At 72.3% G+C, this 24,351-nt stretch carries 22 protein-coding genes; 13 read left to right on the top strand and 9 right to left on the bottom strand.

Annotation, left to right across the window (positions count from 1 at the left end; translation table 11 throughout):
• Nucleotides 1-20 precede the first annotated feature (20 nt).
• A complete protein-coding gene (gene ctaD, locus KUM38_RS38105; RefSeq protein WP_217136708.1) occupies nucleotides 21-1,748 on the top strand; it encodes a cytochrome c oxidase subunit I in 1,728 nt (575 codons plus the stop codon).
• Between the two features lie 28 nt (nucleotides 1,749-1,776).
• Entirely contained in the window at nucleotides 1,777-2,118 is a 342-nt protein-coding gene (locus tag KUM38_RS38100; RefSeq protein WP_217136852.1) for a hypothetical protein, read from the top strand.
• A 21-nt stretch (nucleotides 2,119-2,139) separates the two neighbouring features.
• Here the strand turns inward: KUM38_RS38100 and KUM38_RS38095 are convergent, their stop codons facing one another.
• A complete protein-coding gene (locus KUM38_RS38095; RefSeq protein WP_217136707.1) occupies nucleotides 2,140-2,958 on the bottom strand; it encodes an adenosylcobinamide-GDP ribazoletransferase in 819 nt (272 codons plus the stop codon).
• Nucleotides 2,959-3,018: 60 nt separating this feature from the next.
• Here KUM38_RS38095 and KUM38_RS38090 point away from each other — a divergent pair, with 60 nt between their 5' ends.
• Complete coding sequence (locus KUM38_RS38090) at nucleotides 3,019-3,780, top strand: hypothetical protein (protein WP_217136706.1); 762 nt, start codon at nucleotides 3,019-3,021, stop codon at nucleotides 3,778-3,780.
• Between the two features lie 187 nt (nucleotides 3,781-3,967).
• On the opposite strand, the gene cobT is transcribed toward KUM38_RS38090, so the two are convergent.
• Nucleotides 3,968-5,044 carry a nicotinate-nucleotide--dimethylbenzimidazole phosphoribosyltransferase gene (gene cobT, locus KUM38_RS38085; RefSeq protein ID WP_217136705.1) on the bottom strand — a complete coding sequence of 359 codons (1,077 nt, stop codon included), beginning with the start codon at nucleotides 5,042-5,044 and terminating at the stop codon, nucleotides 3,968-3,970.
• Nucleotides 5,045-5,264: 220 nt separating this feature from the next.
• On the opposite strand from cobT, the gene KUM38_RS38080 reads away from it, so the two are divergent.
• Nucleotides 5,265-6,314: a class I SAM-dependent methyltransferase gene (locus tag KUM38_RS38080; RefSeq protein WP_217136704.1), complete on the top strand. Its 1,050-nt coding sequence runs from the start codon at nucleotides 5,265-5,267 to the stop codon at nucleotides 6,312-6,314.
• 15 nt (nucleotides 6,315-6,329) lie between these two features.
• Here the strand turns inward: KUM38_RS38080 and KUM38_RS38075 are convergent, their stop codons facing one another.
• Nucleotides 6,330-7,529, bottom strand: coding sequence for a bifunctional adenosylcobinamide kinase/adenosylcobinamide-phosphate guanylyltransferase (locus KUM38_RS38075; protein ID WP_217136703.1), 1,200 nt, complete (start codon nucleotides 7,527-7,529; stop codon nucleotides 6,330-6,332).
• A gap of 84 nt (nucleotides 7,530-7,613) precedes the next feature.
• Here KUM38_RS38075 and KUM38_RS38070 point away from each other — a divergent pair, with 84 nt between their 5' ends.
• Nucleotides 7,614-7,856: a hypothetical protein gene (locus KUM38_RS38070; protein WP_217136702.1), complete on the top strand. Its 243-nt coding sequence runs from the start codon at nucleotides 7,614-7,616 to the stop codon at nucleotides 7,854-7,856.
• Nucleotides 7,857-7,911: 55 nt separating this feature from the next.
• On the opposite strand, the gene KUM38_RS38065 is transcribed toward KUM38_RS38070, so the two are convergent.
• Both KUM38_RS38065 and KUM38_RS38060 read right to left on the bottom strand, forming a co-directional pair.
• A complete protein-coding gene (locus tag KUM38_RS38065; protein WP_217136701.1) occupies nucleotides 7,912-8,580 on the bottom strand; it encodes a bifunctional 2-polyprenyl-6-hydroxyphenol methylase/3-demethylubiquinol 3-O-methyltransferase UbiG in 669 nt (222 codons plus the stop codon).
• Nucleotides 8,581-8,663: 83 nt separating this feature from the next.
• The gene (locus KUM38_RS38060; protein WP_217136700.1) at nucleotides 8,664-9,308 is read right to left on the bottom strand and encodes a DUF3043 domain-containing protein; all 645 of its coding nucleotides are present in this window, start codon (nucleotides 9,306-9,308) and stop codon (nucleotides 8,664-8,666) included.
• A 261-nt stretch (nucleotides 9,309-9,569) separates the two neighbouring features.
• Here KUM38_RS38060 and KUM38_RS38055 point away from each other — a divergent pair, with 261 nt between their 5' ends.
• From KUM38_RS38055 to KUM38_RS38035, 5 genes are all read left to right on the top strand, one after another.
• On the top strand, nucleotides 9,570-10,355 hold the full coding sequence (locus KUM38_RS38055) for a PspA/IM30 family protein (protein WP_302181326.1): 786 nt from the start codon (nucleotides 9,570-9,572) through the stop codon (nucleotides 10,353-10,355).
• A 284-nt stretch (nucleotides 10,356-10,639) separates the two neighbouring features.
• Nucleotides 10,640-10,924: a hypothetical protein gene (locus KUM38_RS38050; protein ID WP_217136699.1), complete on the top strand. Its 285-nt coding sequence runs from the start codon at nucleotides 10,640-10,642 to the stop codon at nucleotides 10,922-10,924.
• A gap of 173 nt (nucleotides 10,925-11,097) precedes the next feature.
• Entirely contained in the window at nucleotides 11,098-12,321 is a 1,224-nt protein-coding gene (locus tag KUM38_RS38045) for a sensor histidine kinase (RefSeq protein ID WP_217136698.1), read from the top strand.
• Between the two features lie 22 nt (nucleotides 12,322-12,343).
• Entirely contained in the window at nucleotides 12,344-13,027 is a 684-nt protein-coding gene (locus tag KUM38_RS38040) for a response regulator transcription factor (RefSeq protein ID WP_217136697.1), read from the top strand.
• 164 nt (nucleotides 13,028-13,191) lie between these two features.
• A complete protein-coding gene (locus KUM38_RS38035) occupies nucleotides 13,192-16,308 on the top strand; it encodes an efflux RND transporter permease subunit (protein WP_217136696.1) in 3,117 nt (1,038 codons plus the stop codon).
• Nucleotides 16,309-16,370: 62 nt separating this feature from the next.
• On the opposite strand, the gene nadA is transcribed toward KUM38_RS38035, so the two are convergent.
• The gene (gene nadA, locus KUM38_RS38030) at nucleotides 16,371-17,555 is read right to left on the bottom strand and encodes a quinolinate synthase NadA (protein WP_217136695.1); all 1,185 of its coding nucleotides are present in this window, start codon (nucleotides 17,553-17,555) and stop codon (nucleotides 16,371-16,373) included.
• Between the two features lie 287 nt (nucleotides 17,556-17,842).
• Between nadA and KUM38_RS38025 the strand changes: the two genes are divergently transcribed.
• Nucleotides 17,843-18,199 carry an iron-sulfur cluster assembly accessory protein gene (locus tag KUM38_RS38025; protein ID WP_030582488.1) on the top strand — a complete coding sequence of 119 codons (357 nt, stop codon included), beginning with the start codon at nucleotides 17,843-17,845 and terminating at the stop codon, nucleotides 18,197-18,199.
• 83 nt (nucleotides 18,200-18,282) lie between these two features.
• On the opposite strand, the gene KUM38_RS38020 is transcribed toward KUM38_RS38025, so the two are convergent.
• A complete protein-coding gene (locus KUM38_RS38020; RefSeq protein WP_308409147.1) occupies nucleotides 18,283-20,070 on the bottom strand; it encodes a hypothetical protein in 1,788 nt (595 codons plus the stop codon).
• Nucleotides 20,071-20,232: 162 nt separating this feature from the next.
• Entirely contained in the window at nucleotides 20,233-20,442 is a 210-nt protein-coding gene (locus KUM38_RS38015) for a hypothetical protein (protein WP_217136694.1), read from the bottom strand.
• A 128-nt stretch (nucleotides 20,443-20,570) separates the two neighbouring features.
• On the opposite strand from KUM38_RS38015, the gene KUM38_RS38010 reads away from it, so the two are divergent.
• On the top strand, nucleotides 20,571-21,545 hold the full coding sequence (locus KUM38_RS38010) for a carbohydrate kinase family protein (protein ID WP_217136693.1): 975 nt from the start codon (nucleotides 20,571-20,573) through the stop codon (nucleotides 21,543-21,545).
• 85 nt (nucleotides 21,546-21,630) lie between these two features.
• Here KUM38_RS38010 and KUM38_RS38005 read toward each other — a convergent pair whose 3' ends face one another.
• Nucleotides 21,631-23,019, bottom strand: a complete 1,389-nt coding sequence (locus tag KUM38_RS38005; RefSeq protein ID WP_217136692.1) for a cysteine desulfurase/sulfurtransferase TusA family protein — start codon at nucleotides 23,017-23,019, stop codon at nucleotides 21,631-21,633.
• 275 nt (nucleotides 23,020-23,294) lie between these two features.
• On the opposite strand from KUM38_RS38005, the gene coxB reads away from it, so the two are divergent.
• Nucleotides 23,295-24,254, top strand: a complete 960-nt coding sequence (coxB, locus tag KUM38_RS38000) for a cytochrome c oxidase subunit II (protein ID WP_217136691.1) — start codon at nucleotides 23,295-23,297, stop codon at nucleotides 24,252-24,254.
• Nucleotides 24,255-24,351 lie beyond the last annotated feature (97 nt).

Below are 24,351 nucleotides of genomic sequence, written 5' to 3'. Positions count from 1 at the left end.
CCCATAGGAGGACTTGGACAGTGGCGGACAAGAGCACGGTGGGCTCATTCGACAAGGAGACCTACGAGGACGAGCTGCCGGTGCGGCGCCAGAGGCGTGGCTACGTCGTCGTCAAGTGGCTGACGACCACGGACCACAAGACGATCGGCACGCTGTACCTGACGACGTCGTTCGGTTTCTTCGTACTGGGCGGGATCCTGGCGCTGGCGATGCGCGCCGAGCTGGCCCGGCCGGGTCTGCAGGTCCTCTCGAACGAGCAGTACAACCAGTCGTTCACGATGCACGGCGCGATCATGCTGCTGATGTTCGCGACGCCGCTGTTCGCCGGTTTCGCCAACTGGATCATGCCGCTGCAGATCGGCGCGCCCGACGTCGCCTTCCCGCGGCTGAACATGTTCGCCTACTGGCTGTACCTGTTCGGCTCGCTGATCGCGGTCGGCGGTTTCCTCACCCCCAACGGGGCGGCCGACTTCGGCTGGTTCGCCTACACCCCGCTGTCGACCTCGCACTATTCGTCGAACATCGGCGCCGACCTGTGGATCATGGGCCTGGCGTTCTCCGGCTTCGGCACCATCCTCGGCTCGGTCAACTTCATCACCACGATCATCTGCATGCGCGCGCCCGGCATGACGATGTTCCGCATGCCGATCTTCACCTGGAACGTGCTGCTGACCGGTGTGCTGGTCCTGCTCGCCTTCCCCGTCCTCGCCGCGGCGCTGTTCGCCCTGGAGGCGGACCGCAAGTTCGGCGCGCACATCTTCGACGCGGCCAACGGCGGGCCGCTGCTGTGGCAGCACCTGTTCTGGTTCTTCGGCCATCCCGAGGTGTACATCATCGCGCTGCCGTTCTTCGGCATCATCACCGAGATCATCCCGGTCTTCTCCCGCACGCCGATCTTCGGCTACATGGGCCTGGTCGGCGCGACCATCGCGATCGCGGGCCTGTCGGTGACGGTGTGGGCGCACCACATGTTCCCCACCGGTGCGGTGTTGTTGCCGTTCTTCTCCTTCATGACGTTCCTGATCGCGGTGCCGACCGGTGTGAAGTTCTTCAACTGGATCGGCACCATGTGGAAGGGCAGTCTCTCCTTCGAGACCCCGATGCTGTGGGCGCTGGGCTTCCTGGTCACCTTCCTCTTCGGTGGTCTGACCGGCGTCCTGCTGGCCTCGCCCCCGCTGGACTTCCACGTCACGGACTCGTACTTCGTGGTGGCGCACTTCCACTACGTGGTGTTCGGCACCGTGGTGTTCGCGATGTTCGCCGGCTTCCACTTCTGGTGGCCGAAGTTCACCGGCAAGCTGCTCGACGAGCGCCTGGGCAAGATCACCTTCTGGACGCTCTTCGTCGGCTTCCACGGCACGTTCCTCATCCAGCACTGGCTGGGTGCCGAGGGCATGCCGCGCCGTTACGTGGACTACCTGGCCGCGGACGGCTTCACCGCGCTGAACACGGTCTCCACGATCGCCTCGTTCCTGCTCGGCGCGTCGATGCTGCCGTTCTTCTACAACGTCTGGAGGACGGCCAAGTACGGCGTGCCGGTCGGCGTCGACGACCCGTGGGGCTACGGCCGCTCCCTGGAGTGGGCGACCTCCTGCCCGCCCCCGCGCCACAACTTCACCACCCTGCCGAAGGTCCGCAGCGAGTCCCCCGCGTTCGACCTGCACCACCCGGACATCGCCGCACTGGACGACATCGAGAACCATCCCGGGGCCTCCGTGACCGTGGCCCCCGGTGACAAGCAGCGATGAGACCGGGGCGCGGAACGTGGAGGAGCGTGTGAACCCCCGTCAGGACAGCGCCCACGGCCTGGCCCGGCTCGAGGGCCACCTCCTGTGGGCCGCCGAGGTCGAGGAGGCCCGGCGGCAGGCCGTCCGGTTCGCCGGCGAACTGCCGTGGCTGACGACCGCGCAGCGCGAGGAGGTGGAACGGGTGTACCGGGCCGACCGGATCGCCGCCTCCCGGGCCACGCTGGTGCGGATCTGCGACCGGGCGGCCGAGCTGCGCACCGAGTACGAGGCCCGCTACCGGCTGCTGAGGGCGCGCTGCGTCGCCCTGACGGTCATGGCGGTGGCGGGCGGCGCGGGCACGGCGACCGCCACGATCCTCACCCGGCGGTGACGAGCCGGCTGCGGGGCGGTCTCAGCCCAGTGAGGACACGACGAGCGCGGTCGTCGCCGCCGTCTCCGCGAGGCCGCCGAACACATCGCCCGTGACCCCGCCGAAACGGCGGACACAGCGCCGCAGCAGCACTTCGGCCACGGCGACGGCCAGGACCACCGCGAGCACGGCACGCAGGACGTCGTACGCCCCCAGGAACGCGCCCCCGGCCACCGCGAGCCCGGTGACCGCGAGCGCGGCACCCACCGCGCCCGGCACCGGCACCACCCCCGCGACCGCCGCGCCCAGGCCCTCCGGCCGGGCGGGCGGCACGCCGGTGCGGGCGGCCAGGGTGAGCGCCAGCCGCGCCACGACCGCCGAGACGACGGCGGCGAACGCGCCCCGCGTCCCGTCGTGGCCGTACGCCTGTGCCAGCGCGGCCACCTGGGCCAGCAGGACCAGGACGAGCGTGAGCACACCGAACGGGCCGATGTCCGACTGCTTCATGATCCGCAGCGCGTCCTCGGCGGGCTTGGCGCTGCCGAGCCCGTCGGCGGTGTCGGCGAGCCCGTCGAGGTGCAGGCCCCGGGTCAGGGCGGCCGGTACGGCGACGGTGGCGACGGCGGCGAGCAGCGCGCCCGCGCCGAGGAACAGCAGGAGGAGCCCCGCGGCGGCGGCGAGAACGCCGACCGCCAGCCCGGCCGCCGGGGCGAAGAGCATGCCCGCGCGCGCGGCCGGCCGGTCCCAGCGGGTGACCCGGACCGGGAACACGGTGAGGGTGCCGAAGGCGAAGCGGAGGCCGTCGGCGGGGGAGGCGGGGGCCTCGGGGGATTCGGGAGGCTCGGGGGAGGGTGCGGGCACCGGCGCAGATTACCCGGCGGTCACCGGGGCGTCCGCGGCCACCATGATTAAAGTGCGCATATGGGACATTGGCTGGATCGGAACATCATCGAGCCGGGCAAGCTTCCGCTGCTCCTCGCGCTCGCCGCCTTCGTCCTCACCTTCGTGATCACCCGGGCCGTCACCCGTCTGATCCGGGCCGGCAAGGGGCCCTTCGGCAACGTCACGGCGGGCGAACTGCACATCCACCACGTCGTGCCCGGTGTCGTCCTCACGGTCGTCGGCGGCTTCGGCTCGGTGGCGAGCGGCGGGGAGGGGGTGGGTTCCGTCTTCGCCGCAGTGCTCTTCGGCATCGGCGCGGGGCTGGTCCTGGACGAGTTCGCGCTCGTCCTGCACCTCGACGACGTGTACTGGACCGAGGCCGGCCGCAAGAGCGTCGAGGCGGTCGTGCTCACCGCCGCGCTGGTCGGCCTGCTGCTGGCGGGGTTCGCGCCGTTCGGCGTCAACGACCTGTCCCAGGAGGAGCTCCAGAACCGCGCGGGCGCCGCCGCGAGCGTGGGGGTGAACTTCCTGTTCGCGCTGATCGCCCTGAGCAAGGGCAAGGCGCGCCTCGCCGTCTTCGGCGTGATCGTTCCGGCCGTCGCCCTGATCGGCTCGCTGCGGCTGGCGCGTCCGGAGTCGCCGTGGGCCCGGCGTTTCTATCGCCGCCGTCCTCGCGCGCGGGCCCGGGCGATTCTGCGTGCCTACCGCCACGACCGCCGCTGGTCCGGCCCGCGCCGGGCCTTCGAGAACTGGCTCGGCGGCACACCGGACCCCCCGCCGCGTCCCCTGGAACGGGGCTGACCCGAAGTTTCTTCGCCCCCGCAGCCCTTTCCCGTCCCTGGGGGCAACGCGCTGAAGGGGCGCGGGGAACTGCGCGAGCAACCACCCACCCACCCGCGCGTCCGGAGTCAAAGGGGCAGCACCCCTTGAGGACGGGACGGGAAGGGGCGGCGGGGCGAGGAAACAGCGCGGGCACCCGCTCCCCTTGTCACTCCGGCGAAGCCGGAGCCTCCGGCTTCGCCGGTTCTTCCGGCAGCTCCGCCGCCAGAGCCGCCGCCGCCTGGACGAGGGGCAGTGCCAGCAGACCGCCCATCCCCTCCCCGACCCTGACACCGTGCGACAGCACGGGGTCCAGCGCCATCCGGTCCAGCGCCTTCGCCTGCCCCGGCTCCCCGCTGTCGTGCGCCGCCACCCACCAGTCCGGTGCCCGGAACGCCACCCGCTGCGCCACCAGCGCACACGCCGCCGTCACCACCCCGTCCAGCACCACCGGCACCTTCCGCACCGCCGCCTGCAACAGGAACCCCGTCATCGCGGTGAGGTCCGCCCCGCCGACCGTCGCCAGCAACCGCAGCTGATCACCCAGGACCGGCCGCGCCCGCCGCAACGCGTCACGGATCGCCGCACACTTGCGCATCCACGCCAGGTCGTCGATCGCCAGCCCCCCGCGCCCGGTCACCACCGACGCGTCCGTCCCGCACAGCGCGGCCACCAGCACGCCCGCCGCCGTGGTCCCGCCCACGCTCACATCGCCGAGCACCACCAGATCCGTACCGGAGTCGGCCTCCTCGTCGGCCACGGCCGCCCCCGCGCGGAACGCCTCCTCCGCCTCCTGAAGGGTCAGCGCGTCCTCGATGTCGATGCGCCCGCTGCCCCGCCGCACCCGGTGCCGTACGACGTCCTCGGGCAGCGCTTCCGGATCGCAGTCCAGGGACATGTCGACCACCCGCACCGGCACCCCCTGCCGCCGGGCGAGCACGGACACCGGACGGCCGCCCTCCAGGACGTCCCGCACCAACTCCACGGCACTGCCCGCACCCCGCGCGGAGACACCCAGTTCGGCGATCCCGTGATCGCCGGCGAACAGCACGACCCGCGGCCGTTCGATCGGTCGCACCGGCACCGCGGACTGCGCCGCCGCCAGCCACTCACCCAGGTCGTCCAGGCGGCCCAGCGATCCGGGCGGCACGATCTGGCGCTCCCGGCGCGCCTCCGCGTCACGGCGCACCCCGCCGTCCGGACGCTCGATCAGATCGGTGAAGTCGTCGAGATTAAGCGAGCTCATTCGCCGAACAGTACCGGCCCCGGTCGAACACGACGGCGCACCGGTCAGCCGGGCGTGCGGAGCCTCACCCCCACCACGCCGCCCCGGCGCCGTTCCACCCTGTGACGCCCTCCCGTCCGTAACGTTTTGCCGTGGATCACCGGACATCCACCCGTCCGTCCCACCTGTCCCGTACGTCGCCCCACCCGAGTGCCGTACGCCCTCACGCCGGGAGCCGCCCATGTCCGCAACCGACCCAGCCCGTGCGGTCCCCGCCCCCCACGGCTCCGTCCGGGTGCACGAGCCGCGCCGCGCGGACTGCCCCTGGTGCGGTTCCGCGCGGTTGCGCAACCGGCTGAGAACGGGCGATCTGCGCCGGCACCGGCCGGGCCTGTTCACCGTCGACGAGTGCCGGGACTGCGGCCACACCTTCCAGAACCCCCGCCTCACCGCCGAGGGCCTCGCCTCCTACCGGCGGGCCGTGCGCGACGCCCCCCGCGACCCCGCCACCGAACGCGTCCTCGCGCTGCCCGCCGTCCGGCACCGCCGCCGGGGCGCGGCCCGCGCGATGCTCCCCTTCGGCGAACCGGAGAGCTGGCTGGACGTCGGCACCGGACTCGCCCGCTTCCCGCTGACCGCACGGGAGTTCTTCCCGTACACCGCCTTCGACGGCACCGACCCCACCGCGCGCGTCGAGAGGGCCCGCGGCCTCGGCCGCGTCGAGGAGGCCCACATCGGGTCGCTGACCGACCCGCAGGTCATGGCCCGGCTGGCCGGCCGCTACGACGTCGTCAGCCTGCTGCACCACCTGGAACACACCACCGACCCCCGCGCGGAACTCCACGCGGCCCTCGACGCCCTGCGCCCCGGCGGCCATCTGCTCATCGAGACACTGGACCCGCGCTGCGCCTTCGCCGCCCTGTTCGGCCGCTGGTGGCTGCCCTACGACCAGCCCCGCCGGCTGCACCTGCTGCCCCTGCGCAACCTCCGCGCGGAGCTCGAGGGGCGCGGCTGCGCCATCGTCACCGCCGGGCACCGCGCCGGGCACGTACCGCACGACCTGGCCGGCCTGACCGCCCTCGCCCTCTCCCACGCGCTGCCCGCCCCGGACACCCCCTGGCGTGCCGCCCCGCCGACCCCGTTCCAGCGGCACCTGCGCACGGTGCTGCTCCGCGCGGGCACCCCGCTGGTGGTCGCGGCGGCGGTGGCGGACCTGGCCCTGGCGCCCGTGGTGCGCCACACCCCGTTCGCCAACGCCTACCGGATCATCGCGCGCAAGCCGAGACCGTAGGGCCGCCCCGGGGTCTCATCCCCGCAGGACGACCGCCTGTCCCGCCACCACCAGCAGCACCTGCTCGCACTCCCGCGCGAACGCCGCGTTCAGCCGCCCGAGTTCGTCCCGGTACCGGCGGCCGGACGCGGTCGCGGGCACGATGCCCGAGCCGACCTCGTTGGACACGGCGACCACCGTCCGCCGTGTCCCGCGCACCGCGTCCGTCAGCTCTCCCGTCCGGTCCCGCAGCGCCCGTTCCCCGCCGTCCGCCCACTCCGCGTCGTCCCACGCCCCCACGGCGTCCATCGCGTCCGTCAGCCACAACGACAGACAGTCGACCAGCAGCGGCGGCCCGTCGTCCTTCAGCAGCGGCACCAGATCGCACGTCTCGACGGTCCGCCACGACCCCGGCCGCCGCTCCTGGTGCGCCGTCACCCGCGCCGTCCACTCGGTGTCCCCGCCCCGCGTCCCGCCGGTCGCCACGTACAGCACCTCCGGGAACGACTCCAGCCGCCGCTCGGCCTCCACCGACTTGCCCGAACGCGCCCCGCCCAGCACCAGCGTCCGCCGCGGGACGTCGGGCACGTCCTCGTAGGCGCCCACCTCCAGCGCGGTCCCGTCCGGCACGGCGCGCGCCCCGGCCGCCGCGAGCCGCCGCCGCGACTCGGCGCCCGGCGGCACGTCGTGGTCCAGGTGGACGGCGACGACGTCCGTGGCCGGGCCCACCGCCCCCGCCTCCCGCAGCCTCGCCAGCGCGTCCGGCCGCCCCACGACGTCCAGCAGCACCATGGCGTACGGCTCGGCCGGCTCCTCGAGACCGGCCGGCGCCCCGCCCGGCGGCAGGTACAGCAGCCGCTGCCCGTCCGGACCGGTCACCGCGTACCCGGTGCCGGGCGCGTCCAGCGCCACCGCCCGCACCCGATGCCCCGTCAGCAGCGCCAACTCCCGCCCGTCGGGCACCCGTCCCGGCTGCGGCAGCCCGGCCGGCACCTCGAGAGCGGGGCCGTCGTGCGGGTGCGACAGCAGCACCTGGCGCACACCGCCCAGCGAACGGCCCGCGCGGGCGGCCGCGAGCGCGGTGCCCGGCGTGAGGTCGAGCAGCAGTGCCCCGTCCACGAGCAGCGAGGTGGCCGCCCGCGCGTCCGCGCCGAGCGCGGACGCGCACGCGGCGCAGGGACAGTCGGGGCGGGGCAGTCCCGCCGGGGCACCGGTGCCGAGCAGAGTCAGTTCCACGCCCCGATTTTCACCTGTCCCCACGGTGGCTGCCCGTCCGACTAGGCTTTGGGCCCGGTGTGATCACACTCTTGGGAGGCGTACATGGCGGCATGGACGTGGCGGTTCGAGAAGACCGACGGGACGCAGGTCGAGCCCGCGGTGACGCCGGAGGAGTTCTCCACACAGGGGGACGCCGAGTCCTGGATCGGGGAGAACTGGAAAGCCCTCGCGGAGGGCGGCGCCGACCAGGTGCGACTGCTGGAGGACACGACGGAGATCTACGGCCCGATGAGCCTGCACGCGGAGGCGGAGGCGGAGGCGGAGGCGGGCGCGGAAGAGGCGTGAGTCCCGGCGGCGGGGGCGGGGAGGCGCGGGCCCCCGCCCGTCCGGGGCCGAGGTCTCAGCCCCGGACCCCGCACAGGTGCAACAGAGCGGCGACCCCCCGGTAGGGGTCCGTGCGGCCGGCCCGGTCCTCGACCGTCAGCAGCGTGTCCAGGTCGGCCGGCAGACAGGCGTCGTCCGCCACGGTGTCCGTGAAGACCCGCACCCCATACCAGGTGTGCAACGGCGCCCCGATCCCCGCGAGCGTCGACGTCAGCCTCTTCAGCCCGTACGCCGTCGTGCAGAAGCCCGCCAGCGCCCCGGCCCAGTCGCCGGACAGGCCGGGCCGCATCGCCGGCGCGTCGCCGTTGCGCACCAGCAGGGACAGCAGGCCCCCGGGCGCGAGCACCCGGGCCATCGCCGCCAGCAGCGCGTCCGGCTCCTCGACGTCCATGAGCACGCCATGACACAACACGACGTCGAAGCTGCCCGGCAGGAAATGCACACCGGTCTCCCCGGCGTGGCCTTCGACGATCCGCATCCGCTCCCGGATGCCCTCCGGCTCCCCGGCGAACGCCTCCCGCGCGGCGGCGATCATCGTCGCGTCCTGCTCGACGCCGGTCACCTGGTGGCCGGCCCGGGCCAGCCGCAGCGCCTGCTTCCCCCGGCCCATGCCGACGTCGAGCACCCGCAGTCGCCGCCCGACCGGGAAGTGCCCGACTATCTGTTCCTCCAGCTGGCGGGCCACCAGCTCCTCCCGGACGACATCGCGCAGCCCGCCGGGCCCGCTCGGCGGGCCCGGGACCGCTCCGTCCGTGAACGGCGTGGTGCTCAGGGCCGCTCCCCGCGCTTGACCTGGGGCTTGGGCAGCCGCAGCCGGCGCATCTGGAGCGAGCGCATCAGCGCGTAGGCCACCGCGCCGCGCCGGTTGTCGTCGGGGAAGCGCTCCGCCAGCCGCTTCTTCAGCCGGAACCCGGTCACGACCGAGTCGAGGACGATCATCACGATCACCACGAGCCACAGCAGCAGCGCGACGTTCTGCAGCTGCGGCACCTGGATCATGCTCAGCACCAGGATGATCACGGCCATCGGCAGGAAGTACTCCGCGATGTTGAACCGCGCGTCCACGAAGTCGCGTGCGAACCGGCGCACCGGCCCCTTGTCGCGGGCGGGCAGATAGCGCTCGTCACCGCTGGCCAGCGCCTGGCGCTGACGCTCCAGCGCGGCACGGCGCTCCTCACGCTGCCGCTTGGCGGCCTCCTTGCGCGTCATCGTCGTGTTGGCGACGCTGCGACGCTGCGACTGGGCCACGCTCCGCTTGGGCGTGGGGCGGCCCTTGGGGGCCTCCGGGTGACGGGTCTGCTTGGAGTCGGTCATCGTCGCGTTGTCGGCGGCGGATGCCTTCTCTTCCTTGGCACGGCTACGGAACACAAAACCCAAGGGTACGGGGTGCCCGGGGTTGGACCCCAGCCCCATGGGGAACGATCCGGCAACACCGGACGTCTCCAAAAGGACAGAGGGGACGTTGTGGGGGCCTCCGGGTGGTCCGGTCGTCCGGCCCCGGGGAGCACCTACTCCCTACGCCGGATCGGGAGGGTACTCAGTCGTCCTTGGGGATGAGCGCATCCGTCCTCGAACAGTGCGGTAATGGATGCGGGGCCCGTACTGTGGGTTCTGTCGCAGGTGCTGGAGCTGGAGTCGGTCAGAAGGGGGCGCGCGAAGCCCATGAGCGGTGTCATGAAGCGTATGGGGATGATCTTCCGCGCGAAGGCGAACAAGGCCCTCGACAGGGCCGAGGACCCGCGCGAGACCCTCGATTACTCGTACCAGAAGCAGCTGGAGCTGCTTCAGAAGGTCCGCCGCGGCGTCGCCGACGTGGCCACCTCGCGCAAGCGTCTGGAGCTTCAGCTCAACCAGCTGCAGTCCCAGTCGGGCAAGCTGGAGGACCAGGGCCGCAAGGCGCTCGCGCTCGGCCGCGAGGACCTGGCCCGTGAGGCGCTCTCCCGCCGCGCCGCGCTCCAGCAGCAGGTGACGGACCTGGAGACGCAGCACGCCACGCTCCAGGGCGAGGAGGAGAAGCTCACCCTCGCGGCGCAGCGCCTCCAGGCCAAGGTGGACGCCTTCCGCACCAAGAAGGAGACCATCAAGGCCACGTACACCGCCGCCCAGGCGCAGACCCGGATCGGCGAGGCCTTCTCGGGCATCTCCGAGGAGATGGGCGACGTGGGGATGGCGATCCAGCGGGCCGAGGACAAGACCGCGCAGCTCCAGGCGCGGGCCGGCGCGATCGACGAACTGCTCGCCTCGGGCGCCCTGGACGACCAGTCCGGGATGCACAAGGACGACATCCAGGCCGAGCTGGACCGGCTCTCCGGCGGTACGGATGTAGAGCTGGAACTGCAGCGCATGAAGGCCGAGCTGGCCGGTGGTGGTACCGGCCAGCAGCAGGCCATCGAGGGCGGCAGCGGCCAGCAGCAGGCTGAACAGCGGTCGCAGGACACCCCGCGCTTCGACAAGCATTGACGCCCTCTCCTGCCCGAGGGCAGGAGATTCCGGTCCGTACCGCGATGCGGCACCACCTCGGGTTCCTGTTTCACAGGCCTCTGCCGACCGGTGAGGATCGGTCTTACGTGGCCTCCGCAGGCCTGACTTCCCGCCCGTCCGGCGGTAGGTCGGACACATTGCGTCGCCCGGCATGGCGAGCGTAGCCATGCCGATGCGGCGCTCGGGTCGGGATGCCCTGCACTTCCACCCTGAAGGGTGGAACACTGGGCGGGTGTTCGGTAGCTCACGCCGAGGAGGGCGACATGATCGTACGGATCATGGGGGAGGGGCAGGTGACGCTGGCCGAGAGCCGGCTCGCCGAGCTGGACGAGCTGGACGAGGAACTGCTCGCCGAGATGGAGAACGGCGACGGGCCGGGCTTCCGCGCGACCCTGAAGGCGCTGCTGGCCAAGGTCCACGAACTCGGCGAGCCCCTGCCGGACGACTCCCTGGAACCCTCCGACCTGATCCTCCCGTCCCCGGACGCGACGCTCGAGGAGGTCCGGGACCTCCTGAGCGACGACGGCCTGATCCCGGGGACCTCGTAACCGCGGGCAGTCACTGCCGTCACCCTCCCGCTCCCGCGGGCAGTCGTGCCGCTGGGGCGGCACGGGTGGGCGCGGCGGCACCCCGCGAACGCCGGGCTGCGCGACCCCACCCGGGCCGGAGCACTCGGCACGACTGCCCGCACCGACGCCCACCCCGGCTACCGTAAACAGCCGTGAGCACCCTGACCCGCGCCCGGTGCCGAGCCCAGGCACACCCCTTCGCGCTGGACGCGGCCCTCGCCGCAGGCGTCCTCATATGCATGGTCGCCGGCTCCTTCGCCGACCCCCACGGCCCCGAGGGCGTCACCTGGGGCCTGCGCACCCCCGACCCGCTCAGCCTCGTCCTCATGACCCTCGGCGCCGCGGCGCTGGTCTTCCGCCGCCGTGCCCCCCGTACGGTCCTCGCCCTCGCCGGCGGCTTCTCCGTCGCGGAGTCCGTCACCGGTGACCCCCGCACCCCCGTCGCCATGTGCGCCGTGATCGCGCTCTACACGGTCGCCTCCACCACCGACCGCCCCACCACCTGGCGCATCGGCCTGCTCACCATGACCGTCCTCACCGGTGCCGCGATGGCGGCCGGCCCCCTGCCCTGGTACGCCCAGGAGAACCTGGCGATCTTCGCCTGGACCGGCATCGGCGCCACCGCCGGGGACGCCGTCCGCAGCCGCCGCGCCTTCGTCCAGGCCATCCGGGAACGCGCCGAACGGGCCGAGCGCACCCGCGAGGAGGAGGCCCGCCGCCGCGTCGCCGAGGAACGCCTGCGCATCGCCCGCGATCTGCACGACGTGGTCGCCCACCACATCGCCCTGGTCAACGTCCAGGCCGGAGTCGCCGCCCACGTCATGGACAAGCGGCCCGACCAGGCCAAGGAGGCCCTCGCCCACGTCCGCGAGGCCAGCCGCTCCGCGCTCGGCGAACTGCGGGCCACCGTCGGCCTGCTGCGCCAGTCCGACGACCCGGAGGCCCCCACCGAACCCGCGCCCGGCCTGGACCGCCTCGACGACCTCGTCGGCACCTTCCGCAGCGCCGGACTGCGCGTCGAGGTCGCCCGCAGCGACGAGGACACCGACCTCCCCGCCGCCGTCGACCTGGCCGCGTACCGGATCGTCCAGGAGGCCCTGACCAACGTGCAGAAGCACGCCGGCACCGACGCGCGGGCCGAGGTCAGCGTCGTACGCGTCGGACCCCACATCGAGATCACCGTCCTCGACGACGGCACCGGCGAGGACCAGGACCACACCCCCGGCGGCGGTCACGGACTGCTCGGCATGCGCGAACGCGTCACCGCGCTGCGCGGCACCCTCACCACCGGCCCCCGCTACGGCGGCGGGTTCCGCGTCCATGCGATCCTGCCCGTCAAGACCCGCACGTCCGCCGCCCGGGACAACAGCCCCTGACCCTCCCCCCGTTGGAGCCCGTATGACGATCCGTGTCCTGCTCGCCGACGACCAGGCACTGCTGCGCAGCGCCTTCCGGGTGCTCGTCGACTCCGAGCCGGACATGGAGGTGGTGGGCGAGGCGTCCGACGGCGCGGAGGCGGTCCGGCTGGCCCGGGAACAGCGCGCCGACGTCGTCCTCATGGACATCCGGATGCCCGGCACCGACGGACTCGCCGCCACCCGCCTGATCAGCGCGGACCCCGAACTCGCCGGGGTGCGGGTGGTGATCCTGACGACCTTCGAGGTCGACGACTACGTGGTGCAGTCGCTGCGGGCCGGTGCCTCCGGCTTCCTCGGCAAGGGCTCCGAACCCGACGAGATGCTGAACGCCATCCGGATCGCCGCCGGGGGAGAGGCCCTGCTGTCCCCGGTGGCCACCAAGGGGCTGATCGCCCGCTTCCTCGCCCAGGAGGGCCCGTCCGGGGCCGACCAGGACCCGGCCCGCGCCGAGCGGCTCGAGACGCTCACCGTGCGCGAGCGCGAGGTGCTGGTCCAGGTTGCCGGCGGCCACTCCAACGACGAGATCGCCGAACGCCTGGAGGTCAGCCCCCTCACGGTGAAGACCCACGTCAACCGGGCCATGGCCAAACTGGGCGCCCGCGACCGGGCCCAGCTGGTGGTCATCGCCTACGAGTCGGGGCTGGTCCGTCCGAGGGTGGAGTGAGCCCCACGGGGCGTACTACGACGGGAGTATGCGCCGGATAAGGGATGGGACCTCGGGTCTACGGATCGGCCCCTGCCGATGGCTCAGGGTGTAGAGCGGGCGCCCACTTGTGCGCGCGCCCGCTTGCCGGACTTCTGCCGCTCCACGGAAAAGAGACCCTGACCATGTCCTGGCTGTCCAGATTCAGCCTCGCGCAACGGGCGCTGATCGGACTGATGTCGATCATCGCGCTCGTCTTCGGGGCGATCGCGATACCCCAGCTCAAGCAGCAGCTGCTGCCCACCATCGAACTGCCCATGGTGTCCGTGATCGCCCCGTACCAGGGCGCCTCCCCGGACGTGGTGGAGAAGCAGGTCGTCGAACCCATCGAGGACAGCCTGGAGGCCGTCGACGCCATCTCCGGCGTCACCTCGACGGCGAGCGAGGGCAACGCCGTGATCATGGCGTCCTTCGACTACGGCAACGACACCCAGCAGCTCGTCGCCGACGTCCAGCAGGCCGTCAACCGGGCCGGCGCCCGCCTCCCGGACGACGTCGACCCGCAGGTCGTCGCCGGTTCCACGGACGACATCCCGACCGTGGTGCTCGCCGTCACCTCCGGCAAGGACCAGCAGGCGCTCGCCGACCAGCTTGACCGCACGGTGGTGCCGGCGCTGGAGGAGATCGACGGCGTCGGCCAGGTCACCGTGGACGGCGTACGCGACGTCCAGGTCACCGTCACCCCCGACACCGCGAAGCTGACGAAGGCCGGTCTCACCGCCCAGTCGCTGTCCACGGCCCTCCAGGCCGGCGGGGCGACCGTCCCGGCCGGCTCCTTCGACGAGGACGGCGCCAACCGCACCGTCCAGGTCGGCGGCGGCTTCACCTCGCTGCAGCAGATCGAGGACCTGCTGGTCACCGGCGAGTCCGGCAAGGGGAAGCCGGTCCGCCTCGGTGACGTCGCCACGGTCAAGGAGGAGGAGGCCAGGGCCGACTCCCTCACCCGGACCAACGGCGAGCCCAGCCTCGCCGTGATGGCGACCATGGACCACGACGGCAGCGCGGTCGCCATCTCGGAGGCGGTCGAGGAGAAGCTGCCGGACCTGCGCGAGGACCTCGGCGACGGGGCCACCCTCACCGTCGTCAGCGACCAGGGCCCGGCGGTCTCCAAGGCCATCGACGGCCTGACCACCGAGGGCGCGCTCGGTCTGGTCTTCGCCGTGCTGGTGATCCTGGTCTTCCTGGCGTCGGTCCGCTCGACCCTCGTCACGGCGGTCTCCATCCCGCTGTCCGTGGTCCTCGCCCTGATCGTGCTGTGGACGCGCGACCTGTCGCTGAACATGCTGACGCTGGGCGCGCTGACCATCGCCATCGGCCGGGTCGTGGACGACTCGATCGTGGTCCTGGAGAACATCAAGCGGCACCTCGGCTACGGCGAGGAGCGCCAGTCGGCGATCATGAACGCGGTGCGTGAGGTGGCGGGCGCGGTGACGTCCTCGACGCTCACCACGGTCGCCGTGTTCCTGCCGATCGGCCTGGTCGGCGGCATGGTGGGCGAGCTGTTCGGCTCCTTCAGCCTCACCGTCACGGCGGCGCTGCTGGCGTCCCTGCTGGTGTCGCTGACGGTCGTGCCCGTCCTGTCGTACTGGTTCCTGCGGCCCCCGAAGGGCACCCCGGAGGACGCCGAGGAGGCGCGCCGGATCGCGGAGGAGAAGGAGGCGAAGAGCCGCCTCCAGCGCCTCTACGTCCCCGTGCTGCGCTTCGCCACCCGGCGCCGGCTCACCAGCGTGGCGATCGCGGTCGTCGTGCTGATCGCCACCTTCGCCATGGCGCCGCTGCTGAAGACGAACTTCTTCGACGCGGGCGAGCAGCAGGTCCTCACCGTCCGGCAGGAACTGGAGCCCGGCACCAGCCTGGCCGCCACCGACGCCCAGACCAAGAAGATCGAGAAGCTGCTCGGTGACACCGAGGGCGTCAAGGACTACCAGGTCACGGTCGGCTCGTCCGGCTTCATGGCGGCCTTCGGCGGCGGTACGGACACCAACCAGGCGACGTACCAGGTGATGCTGGAGGACGACGCGTCCTCCGAGGACGTGCAGGACGGCGTCGAGAAGGGCCTGGAGAAGCTCGACGGCATCGGCACCACCACCATCGCGGCCGGTGACGGCTTCGGCAGCCAGGACCTGAGCGTCGTCGTCAAGGCGGCCGACGCGCAGGCGCTGCGCAAGGCGGCGGACCGGGTCCGCGAGGCGGTGGCCTCCCTGGACGACGTCACGGACGTCACCAGCGACCTGTCGCAGAGCGTGCCCCGCGTCTCGGTGAAGGCCAACGACGAGGCCGCCGAGGCCGGTTTCGACGACCAGACCCTCGGCGCGGCCGTCTCCCTGGCGGTGAAGGGCACCCCGGCCGCCAAGGCGGTCCTCGACGACACCGAGCGCGACGTCGTCATCCGCTCGGCCGAGCCGGCCACCACCGTGGCCGAGCTGAAGAACCTGCGCCTGGGCCCGGTGAAGCTGAGCGACGTCGCCACCGTGGAGGTCGTGGACGGTCCCGTCTCCATGACCCGGATCGACGGTCAGCGCGCGGCCACCATCACCGCGAAGCCGACCGGTGACAACACCGGCGCCGTGGGCACGGACCTCCAGCAGAAGATCGACGCGCTGACGCTGCCCGCGGGCGTGACGGCGGAGATCGGCGGCGTGACCGAGGACCAGGACGACGCGTTCGCCAACCTGGGCCTGGCGATGCTGGCCGCGATCGCGATCGTCTTCATGCTGCTGGTCGGCACCTTCCGGTCGCTCGCCCAGCCGCTGATCCTGCTGGTGTCCATCCCGTTCGCGGCGACCGGCGCCATCGGCCTGCTGCTGGTCACGGGCACCCCGATGGGCGTCCCGGCGATGATCGGCATGCTGATGCTGATCGGCATCGTGGTCACCAACGCGATCGTGCTGATCGACCTGATCAACCAGTACCGCAAGCAGGGCTACGGCGTCGTCGAGGCCGTGCTGGAGGGTGGCCGCCACCGTCTGCGGCCGATCCTGATGACGGCCCTGGCGACCATCTTCGCCCTGCTCCCGATGGCCCTGGGCGTCACCGGCGAGGGCGGCTTCATCGCCCAGCCGCTGGCCGTGGTGGTGATCGGCGGTCTGATCACGTCGACGCTGCTGACCCTGCTGCTGGTCCCGACGCTCTACGCGATGCTGGAGCTCCGCAAGGAGCGCCGCGCGAAGAAGCGGGCCGCGAAGAAGGGCGCGTCCGCGCGGCCGGAGCCTGCACAGGAGCCGAAGCCGGCCCAGGTCTGACGTCCGTCCGTACGACGAAGGGGCGCCCCGTGCCTGCACGGGGCGCCCCTTCACGTGTGGCCCTACGGCAGCGCCAGCATCCGCTCCAGCGCCAGCTTCGCGAACGCCTCCGTCTCCTTGTCCACCTCGATGCGGTTGACCAGGTTGCCCTCGGCGAGGGACTCCAGGGCCCAGACCAGGTGGGGGAGGTCGATGCGGTTCATCGTGGAGCAGAAGCAGACCGTCTTGTCGAGGAAGACGATCTCCTTGCCCTCGGGGGCGAATCGGTTCGCCAGGCGGCGGACCAGGTTCAGCTCCGTGCCGATGGCCCACTTGGAGCCGGCCGGGGCCGCCTCCAGCGTCTTGATGATGTACTCGGTCGAGCCGACGTAGTCCGCGGCGGCCACGACCTCGTGCCTGCACTCGGGGTGGACCAGGACGTTCACGCCCGGGATGCGCTCGCGCACGTCATGGACCGAGTCCAGGCTGAACCGGCCGTGCACCGAGCAGTGGCCCCGCCACAGGATCATCTTCGCGGCGCGCAGCTCGTCCGCCGTCAGCCCGCCGTTCGGCTTGTGCGGGTTGTAGACGACGCAGTCCTCCAGGGACATCCCCATGTCCCGCACCGCCGTGTTGCGGCCCAGGTGCTGGTCGGGGAGGAAGAGGACCTTCTCGCCCTGCTCGAACGCCCAGTCCAGGGCCCGCCGGGCGTTGGAGGAGGTGCAGATGGTGCCGCCGTGCTTGCCCGTGAAGGCCTTGATGTCGGCGGAGGAGTTCATGTACGAGACGGGGACGACCTGCCCGGCCACGCCCGCCTCGGTCAGCACGTCCCAGCACTCGGCGACCTGCTCGGCGGTGGCCATGTCGGCCATGGAGCAGCCGGCCGCCAGGTCGGGCAGGACCACCTTCTGGTCGTCACCGGTGAGGATGTCCGCGGACTCGGCCATGAAGTGCACACCGCAGAACACGATGTACTCGGCCTGCGGGCGCGCGGCCGCGTCGCGGGCCAGCTTGAAGGAGTCGCCCGTGACGTCGGCGAACTGGATGACCTCGTCGCGCTGGTAGTGGTGGCCGAGCACGAAGACCTTGTCCCCGAGCTTCTCCTTGGCCGCGCGGGCACGCTCCACCAGGTCCGGGTCGGACGGCGAGGGGAGGTCACCGGGACACTCCACACCGCGCTCGCTCCTCGGGTCGGCCTCACGGCCGAGCAGCAGCAGGGCGAGGGGCGTCGGCTGTACGTCGAGCTCCTGGATCTGGGCGGTGGTCACGGCACGCACCCTTTCTGTTTCTGGCGACTTTTCGTCGAAATGACGCTATCTATCATAACCGGTTCACGTCACTTTGACGACGGCCATAGCGTCCATGTGACGTGAATCCCGAAGGGTGCCGATCCATTCCCGGAAGATCCCCACAAGGGCCGGTTTTCGCTCGGCACGGCGTGTGCGAGCATGAGGAGGGAGCCGGGGAAACCGCGCGCCCGGCCCGGAATGAATCCGCGGCCCCGGCGGTTGCAACCGTCGGCAAGCAGTCTCCGTACAACCCGGGAGAGATGTAGATGTCCGTATCGGACGAGACCAGCACCGTCACCGACGGCATCATCCTGTCCGACGCCGCCGCGGCGAAGGTCAAGGCCCTGCTCGACCAGGAAGGCCGTGACGACCTGGCCCTGCGCGTCGCCGTCCAGCCCGGCGGCTGCTCCGGCCTGCGCTACCAGCTCTTCTTCGACGAGCGCTCCCTCGACGGCGACGTCGTCAAGGACTTCGGCGGCGTCAAGGTCGTCACCGACCGGATGAGCGCCCCGTACCTGGGCGGCGCGTCCATCGACTTCGTCGACACCATCGAGAAGCAGGGCTTCACGATCGACAACCCCAACGCCACCGGCTCCTGCGCCTGCGGCGACTCCTTCAGCTGAGCCGGGTTCCCCCACCGGGCGGCACATGACGAAGGCGGCGGCCCTCTCCGAGAGGGTCGCCGCCTTCGGGCTTCTTCCCCGGGCTACCGGGTGGGCGGTGCCGGTAGCCGGGCGCCGTCCTTCCGCAGCGGAACCGGCTCGCCGTCCGTGCCCACGACCTCGCGGTCGCCGAGCGGCGCGTCCAGCCGCACCGTCTGCTGGTACTGCTTGGCGATCAGGATGCACACCTTGTCAGGCCAGGGCGTCTCGGTCACCCGCACCGTCACCCGGTCGCCGTCCTCGCTCGCCGTCGCCTCGTAGTCGGCGCACACCCCGCCCGTGAAGGTCACGGTCAGCTCGTCGCCCTCGGCGGTGTAGCCCTCGACGTCGACATCGCGGGTGGACGGTGCCGCGGTCGGCTCGTCACCGGGCCCGGAAGGCGCGGGACTGGCCTCCCCCGACCGGGTCCCCGAGGCGATGTACCGCGGGTCCACCGCGGGATGCGTCACGGTGAGCGTGCCCCGCGCGTTGGCCGGCACCACCTCGAACAGCCAGGACGGCACCAGGGCCGGCCGGCCGTCCACGCTGTGCGCGGCCAGCCCGAACACCGCCTTCTCGACCGCGATCGTGTCCTGGTCCGGCAGGGTGCCCGGAGTTTCGCACGGGGCCGCCTCCCGCTCCTCGTCCAGCGGTACGGGGCTGGCGCAGCCGCCGATTCCGGCGCGTCCGTCGGAGCGCGGCGCCGCGTTCATCAGATCCAGCGCCTTCCGGGCGCTCACCACGGGGTACGTGTCCCCCTTCACCGGCTCCGCGAGCCGGCCGCTGCCGCCGGTCACCTCGCCGCCCGCGTCGACCGTCACCGAGGTCGTCCAGCCGTGGGTCGGCAGCCCGCCGACCTCGGGGTCGGCGTTCACCACCCGGAAGACGCCGACGGACTGGCTCGCGTCGTACTTGGCGTCGTCCTGGCCCACCGCCTTGAAGACGGGCGCGGCGGCCTTCCTCGCGACCTCCTCACTCACCAGGGGGCCGCCGACGGGGGGCGTCTTGCACACGTGCCCCTTGCAGTTGTCGGTGCCCGGGGCGTGCCGGCTGAAGGTCCAGGCGCCCGGAGCGTCCCGGTCCACCCGCAGCGTGGGCCCGGAGCCGTCCTGGCCGCCGATCCGCCAGTCCCCGCCCTCCGCGACCGGCTTCCCGTCGAGCCCGAGGGCCTTCGCCAGCGTGACCACCTGCCCCTGGGTGATCTGCCCCCGGACGCGGTACACCGGCGCCGAACCGGGACCGTCCGGGAGCGGGCCGTCGGCGCGGTAGACGGCGCCGTAGGGGTTGGGCTCGCCGGGTGCGATGCCGTTCGCGGCGTCCTCGGAGGGACCGTCGAGGGCGAGCGGCGGGGGAGTGGCGTCCCCGTTCGCGCCAGGAGCCGCACCGTCTCCCGAACCGCCCGAAACACCGGCGGCGAGGTAGGCGCCACCGCCGCCGACCAGCAGCACGGCGGCCGCGACGGAGGCGATCAGCGCGGGGGAACGCCGCCGGCCCGCCGCCGGACCGTCGGGGTGCTCCTCCCCGGAGGGGCGGCCGTCGGCGGGGTGGTCCCCGACGAGGGGCCCACCCCCGCCGGAGTCCGGCTCGGCCTCCGCGGCGGGCTCGGATTCCGCGGTGGGTCCGGTCTGCTCGGCGGACTCGCGGGCCCCGGTGGGTCCGGCCTGCCGTGCGGGCTCGTGGGCCCCGGCGGGCTCGGTCTGCTCGACGGGCTCGCCTGCCCCGGCGGGCTCGGGCGCCCCGGCCGTCGCGGCGTCCGTCTTCCCGTCGTCACCCGAAGCGCCCCCGGTGTCGCGCGTGCCGCCGGAAGCAGGGCGCGCCTCGGCGTCGTCGTTGTCGGGTCGCTCGGTGTTCACCGCATCGCTCCTTCGGCTGCGCAGCTGTCCCGGAAAGGCCCTTCCCGGCCGCACCGGGACTGCTCGTGGGTCGTATCCCGCATCCCCTTTACGGGGGACAGCGATGGGACGCAGCGGGGGAGCGCGCGGTTCCCCGGGAGCGCCGGACGGGCCGGCGCCGGCTCAGTCGCCGTACTCCGACATCGCGTCCAGCAGCCGTGCCGACCCGGACGGCACGGTCACGCCGTGGATCGAGGACGGGGAGACCGGCCGGGCGGCCACCCGGTCGGGGACCGCCCAGTGGGGGACCATCCGGGCGCAGTCGCCGCGCAGCGACGCCAGGCCGCCTTCGAGGTCTGCCGGGGCGGGGGCGTGGACCCTGAGGTTCGTCATGTCGGCACCGTATGCACGGGAAAGGTCACGAAGAAAGATCTACTATCGGGTAGTTTTGCCCGCTTCTGCGGGACCTCCCCAACCGGTAGCGTGAAGTGTCAACCCGCCTCCCTCAGGAGAATCCCGCCGTGCGCATCGCAGTCACCGGCTCCATCGCCACCGACCACCTCATGACCTTCCCCGGGCGCTTCGCCGACCAGTTCGTCGCGGACCAGCTGCACACGGTCTCGCTGTCCTTCCTGGTCGACAACCTCGACGTGCGCAGGGGCGGCGTGGGCGCGAACATCGCCTTCGGGATGGGCCAGCTCGGCACCCGCCCGATCCTCGTCGGAGCCGCCGGCGCCGACTTCGACGAATACCGGGCCTGGCTGGACCGGCACGGCGTCGACACCGGGTCCGTCCGCATCTCCGACACCCTGCACACCGCCCGCTTCGTCTGCACCACGGACGCCGACCACAACCAGATCGGCTCCTTCTACACGGGCGCGATGAGCGAGGCCCGCCTCATCGAGCTGAAGACCGTCGCCGACCGCGTGGGCGGCCTCGATCTGGTCTCCATCGGCGCCGACGACCCCGAGGCGATGCTCCGGCACACCGAGGAGTGCCGCTCCCGCGGCATCCCGTTCGCCGCCGACTTCTCCCAGCAGATCGCCCGGATGGACGGCGAGGAGATCCGGATCCTGCTGGACGGGGCGACCTACCTCTTCTCCAACGAGTACGAGAAGGGGCTCATCGAGACGAAGACCGGCTGGAGCGACGCGGAGATCCTCGGCCGGGTCGGCCACCGTGTCACCACCCTCGGTGCGCGGGGTGTCCGCATCGAGCGGGCCGGCGAGGAGACGATCGAGGTCGGCTGCCCCGAGGAGGAGCGCAAGGCCGATCCGACGGGCGTCGGCGACGCCTTCCGCGCGGGGTTCCTGTCGGGACTCGCGTGGGGGGTCTCGCTGGAGCGGGCGGCGCAGGTGGGCTGCATGCTGGCGACGCTGGTCATCGAGACCGTGGGCACGCAGGAGTACCGGCTGCGCCGGGGGCACTTCATGGAGCGCTTCACCAAGGCGTACGGGGACGAGGCCGCGGACGAGGTCCGGGGGCATCTGAGCTGAGGCCGCCGGGTGCGGGGCGGGGCCGGTCGCGCCCGTGCGGTGGAGCCGCACGGGTGGCACGACGGCCCCGCGTCCCCGGGGCGGGTCAGCCGATCCGGCGGACCACGTAGGCCGTTCCCCGGTCCGCCGGTTCCTCGCCCACGTACTCCTGGCCGCGCATCTCGCACCAGGCCGGGATGTCCAGGCGGGCCGCCTCGTCGTCGGCCAGGACGCGGACCGTGCCGCCCAGGGGGACGTCTCCGATGACCTTGGCCAGTTCGATGACCGGGATCGGGCACCGTCGGCCCACGGCGTCCACCACCAGGGCCTCGTCCCTCTCCTCCGTGGGAACGGGACCGGCGGATACCGGCGCGCCGAGCTTCTCCCGCACCCCCGCCACCACCTCCGGCAGGACGGACAGGAAGCGCTCGACGTCCTCCTCCCGCGTCCCCGGCGGCAGCGAGAGGCGGATGTTGCCCTCGCTGAGCACGCCCATCGCCCTCAGCACATGGCTCGGCGTCAGCGTGCTGCTCGTGCAGGACGACCCGGACGAGACGGAGAAGCCGGCCCGGTCCAGCTCGTGCAGCAGTGTCTCCCCGTCGACATAGAGACAGGAGAAGGTGACGATCCCGGGCAGCCGCCGCTCCGGGTCCCCGACCACCTCCACGTCCGGCACCAGCCGCGGCACCCGCGCCCGGATCCGCTCCGTCAGTTCCCGTAGCCGTACCGCCTCCTCGGCCGCCTCCGCCCGCACCGCCCGCAGCGAAGCCGCCGCCGCCACGATCGCCGGCAGGTTCTCGAACCCGGCCGCCCGCCCCGACTCCCGTTCGTCCCGCGGCCCCTGGGGCGCGAAGCGCACCCCCTTGCGTACGACGAGCAGCCCCACCCCCGACGGCCCGCCCCACTTGTGGGCGCTCGCGGCGAGCAGCGACCAGTCGCCCTCCACCGGCCCCCACCCCAGCGACTGGGCCGCGTCCACCAGCAGCGGCACCCCCGCCGCCCGGCACACCTCGGCGACCCCGGCCACCGGCTGCACGGTCCCCACCTCGTGGTTGGCCGACTGCAGACACGCCAGCGCGGTGTCCGGCCGCAGCGCTGCGGCGTACCCGGACGGGCTCACGGCCCCCGTACGGTCCACCGCGACCTCGGTGACCGACCCACCGCCCGCCTGGTGAACTTCCGCCGCATGGAGCGCAGAAGAGTGTTCGACCGCGGACACGATCAGGTGATCCCCGGCGCGCCGCCGCCCGGCCAGCGCCCCCGCGATCCCGGAGTGCACCGCCCCGGTACCCGACGAGGTGAACACCAGCTCGTCCGCCCTGCACCCCACCGCCTCCGCGGCCGCCTCCCGCGCCGCGTCCAGCAGCAGGCGTGCCCGCCGTCCCTCCCGGTACAGCCGCGCCGGATCCGCCCACCCCTCGTCAAGAGAGGCCATCAGGGCCTGCCGGGCAACGGGATGGAGGGGGGCGGCGGAAGCGGCATCAAAGTAGGACACACCCCAACGCTAAGCGCCCCGAAGGGACGCGGGGAACTGCGCGACCGACCACGGCGGGGCGGCAGCCGCGAGACACCCCGTACCCCCGGATGGTGAGGCGCTCGGTGTAACCCGCGGCGCGTACGGCACCCCTCCCCGCGACCCCCCGGAGGGCGTCGGCTAGGGTTTGGTCCGCATAAACATCCAAACCCCTGCCCGACGCAGGGCGGCGACCGACCAGCGAGAAGGCAGGCCGCAGCCAATCCGCGCGGGCGAGACTCTCGGGAAGGCGCTACGTGAGTCCCAACGGCTCCGACCGCTCGCCGCGGCGCCCGATGCGGCGGAAGCTGCTGCAGGCACTGACCGCGGGCCTGGTCCTGGCGACCGCCACCGGTTGCACATGGGAGGACTTCCCCCGCCTTGGTATGCCCACCCCCACCACGGAAGAGGCTCCGCGGATCCTCTCCCTGTGGCAGGGATCCTGGGCCGCCGCGCTCGTCGTCGGCGTGCTGGTGTGGGGCCTGATCCTGTGGAGTGCTTTCTTCCACCGGCGCAGCCGCACCAAGGTGGAGGTTCCTCCGCAGACCCGGTACAACATGCCCATCGAGGCGCTGTACACGGTGGTTCCGCTCATCATCGTCTCGGTGTTCTTCTACTTCACCGCCCGCGACGAATCCGAGCTTCTGAGGCTCGAGAAGAGTCCCGACGTCACGGTCAACGTGGTCGGATTCCAGTGGAGCTGGTGCTTCAACTACGTCGAGAACGTCGACGGTTCCACGGGCGACGCCAAGACGTCCAAGGAACTGGAGTCGGTCCCGGAGCGCTACAAGAAAGCCTTCCCGGCCGATGCCGGTGGCGTCTACGACTGCGGCGTCCCCGGTACCCGGAACCCGCAGACCAACAACCCGGGCCCCACCCTGTGGCTGCCCGAGGGCAAGCGGGTCCGCTTCGTGCTGACCTCGCGTGATGTCATCCACTCCTTCTGGGTGGTGCCGTTCCTGATGAAGCAGGACGTCATCCCGGGCCACCCCAACGCCTTCGAGGTGACCCCCAACCGTGAGGGCACCTTCCTCGGCAAGTGCGCCGAGCTCTGCGGCGTCGACCACTCCCGGATGCTGTTCAACGTGAAGGTCGTCTCCCCCGAGCGCTACGAGCAGCACCTGAAGGACCTCGTGAAGAAGGGGCAGACCGGTTACGTGCCCGCCGGCATCGAGCAGACGGAGCACGAGAAGAACCGGGAGGCGAACATCCTGTGAGCATCCTCAACGAATCCCAGGGTGCCGCGGCACCAGGGTCCCACTACGAGGACGAGCTGCCGGTCAGGCGCCAGAGCCGTGGCAACGTCATCGTCAA

The sequence above is a fragment of the Streptomyces sp. AC558_RSS880 genome, assembly GCF_019049255.1.
Classification (GTDB): Bacteria; Actinomycetota; Actinomycetes; order Streptomycetales; family Streptomycetaceae; genus Streptomyces.
Note: the sequence above shows the minus strand (reverse complement) of the source record. Positions and strands in the feature narration are given on the sequence as shown.

Coding starts and splice junctions, on each gene's coding strand:
- KUM38_RS38025 (WP_030582488.1), top strand. CDS start 17,843: ATGTCCGTATCGGACGAGACCAGCACCGTCACCGACGGCATCATCCTG.
- KUM38_RS38060 (WP_217136700.1), bottom strand. CDS start 9,308: ATGGGGCTGGGGTCCAACCCCGGGCACCCCGTACCCTTGGGTTTTGTG.
- KUM38_RS38050 (WP_217136699.1), top strand. CDS start 10,640: ATGATCGTACGGATCATGGGGGAGGGGCAGGTGACGCTGGCCGAGAGC.
- KUM38_RS38040 (WP_217136697.1), top strand. CDS start 12,344: ATGACGATCCGTGTCCTGCTCGCCGACGACCAGGCACTGCTGCGCAGC.
- KUM38_RS38035 (WP_217136696.1), top strand. CDS start 13,192: ATGTCCTGGCTGTCCAGATTCAGCCTCGCGCAACGGGCGCTGATCGGA.
- cobT (WP_217136705.1), bottom strand. CDS start 5,044: ATGAGCTCGCTTAATCTCGACGACTTCACCGATCTGATCGAGCGTCCG.
- KUM38_RS38080 (WP_217136704.1), top strand. CDS start 5,265: ATGTCCGCAACCGACCCAGCCCGTGCGGTCCCCGCCCCCCACGGCTCC.
- KUM38_RS38070 (WP_217136702.1), top strand. CDS start 7,614: ATGGCGGCATGGACGTGGCGGTTCGAGAAGACCGACGGGACGCAGGTC.
- KUM38_RS38090 (WP_217136706.1), top strand. CDS start 3,019: ATGGGACATTGGCTGGATCGGAACATCATCGAGCCGGGCAAGCTTCCG.
- KUM38_RS38015 (WP_217136694.1), bottom strand. CDS start 20,442: ATGACGAACCTCAGGGTCCACGCCCCCGCCCCGGCAGACCTCGAAGGC.
- KUM38_RS38055 (WP_302181326.1), top strand. CDS start 9,570: ATGAAGCGTATGGGGATGATCTTCCGCGCGAAGGCGAACAAGGCCCTC.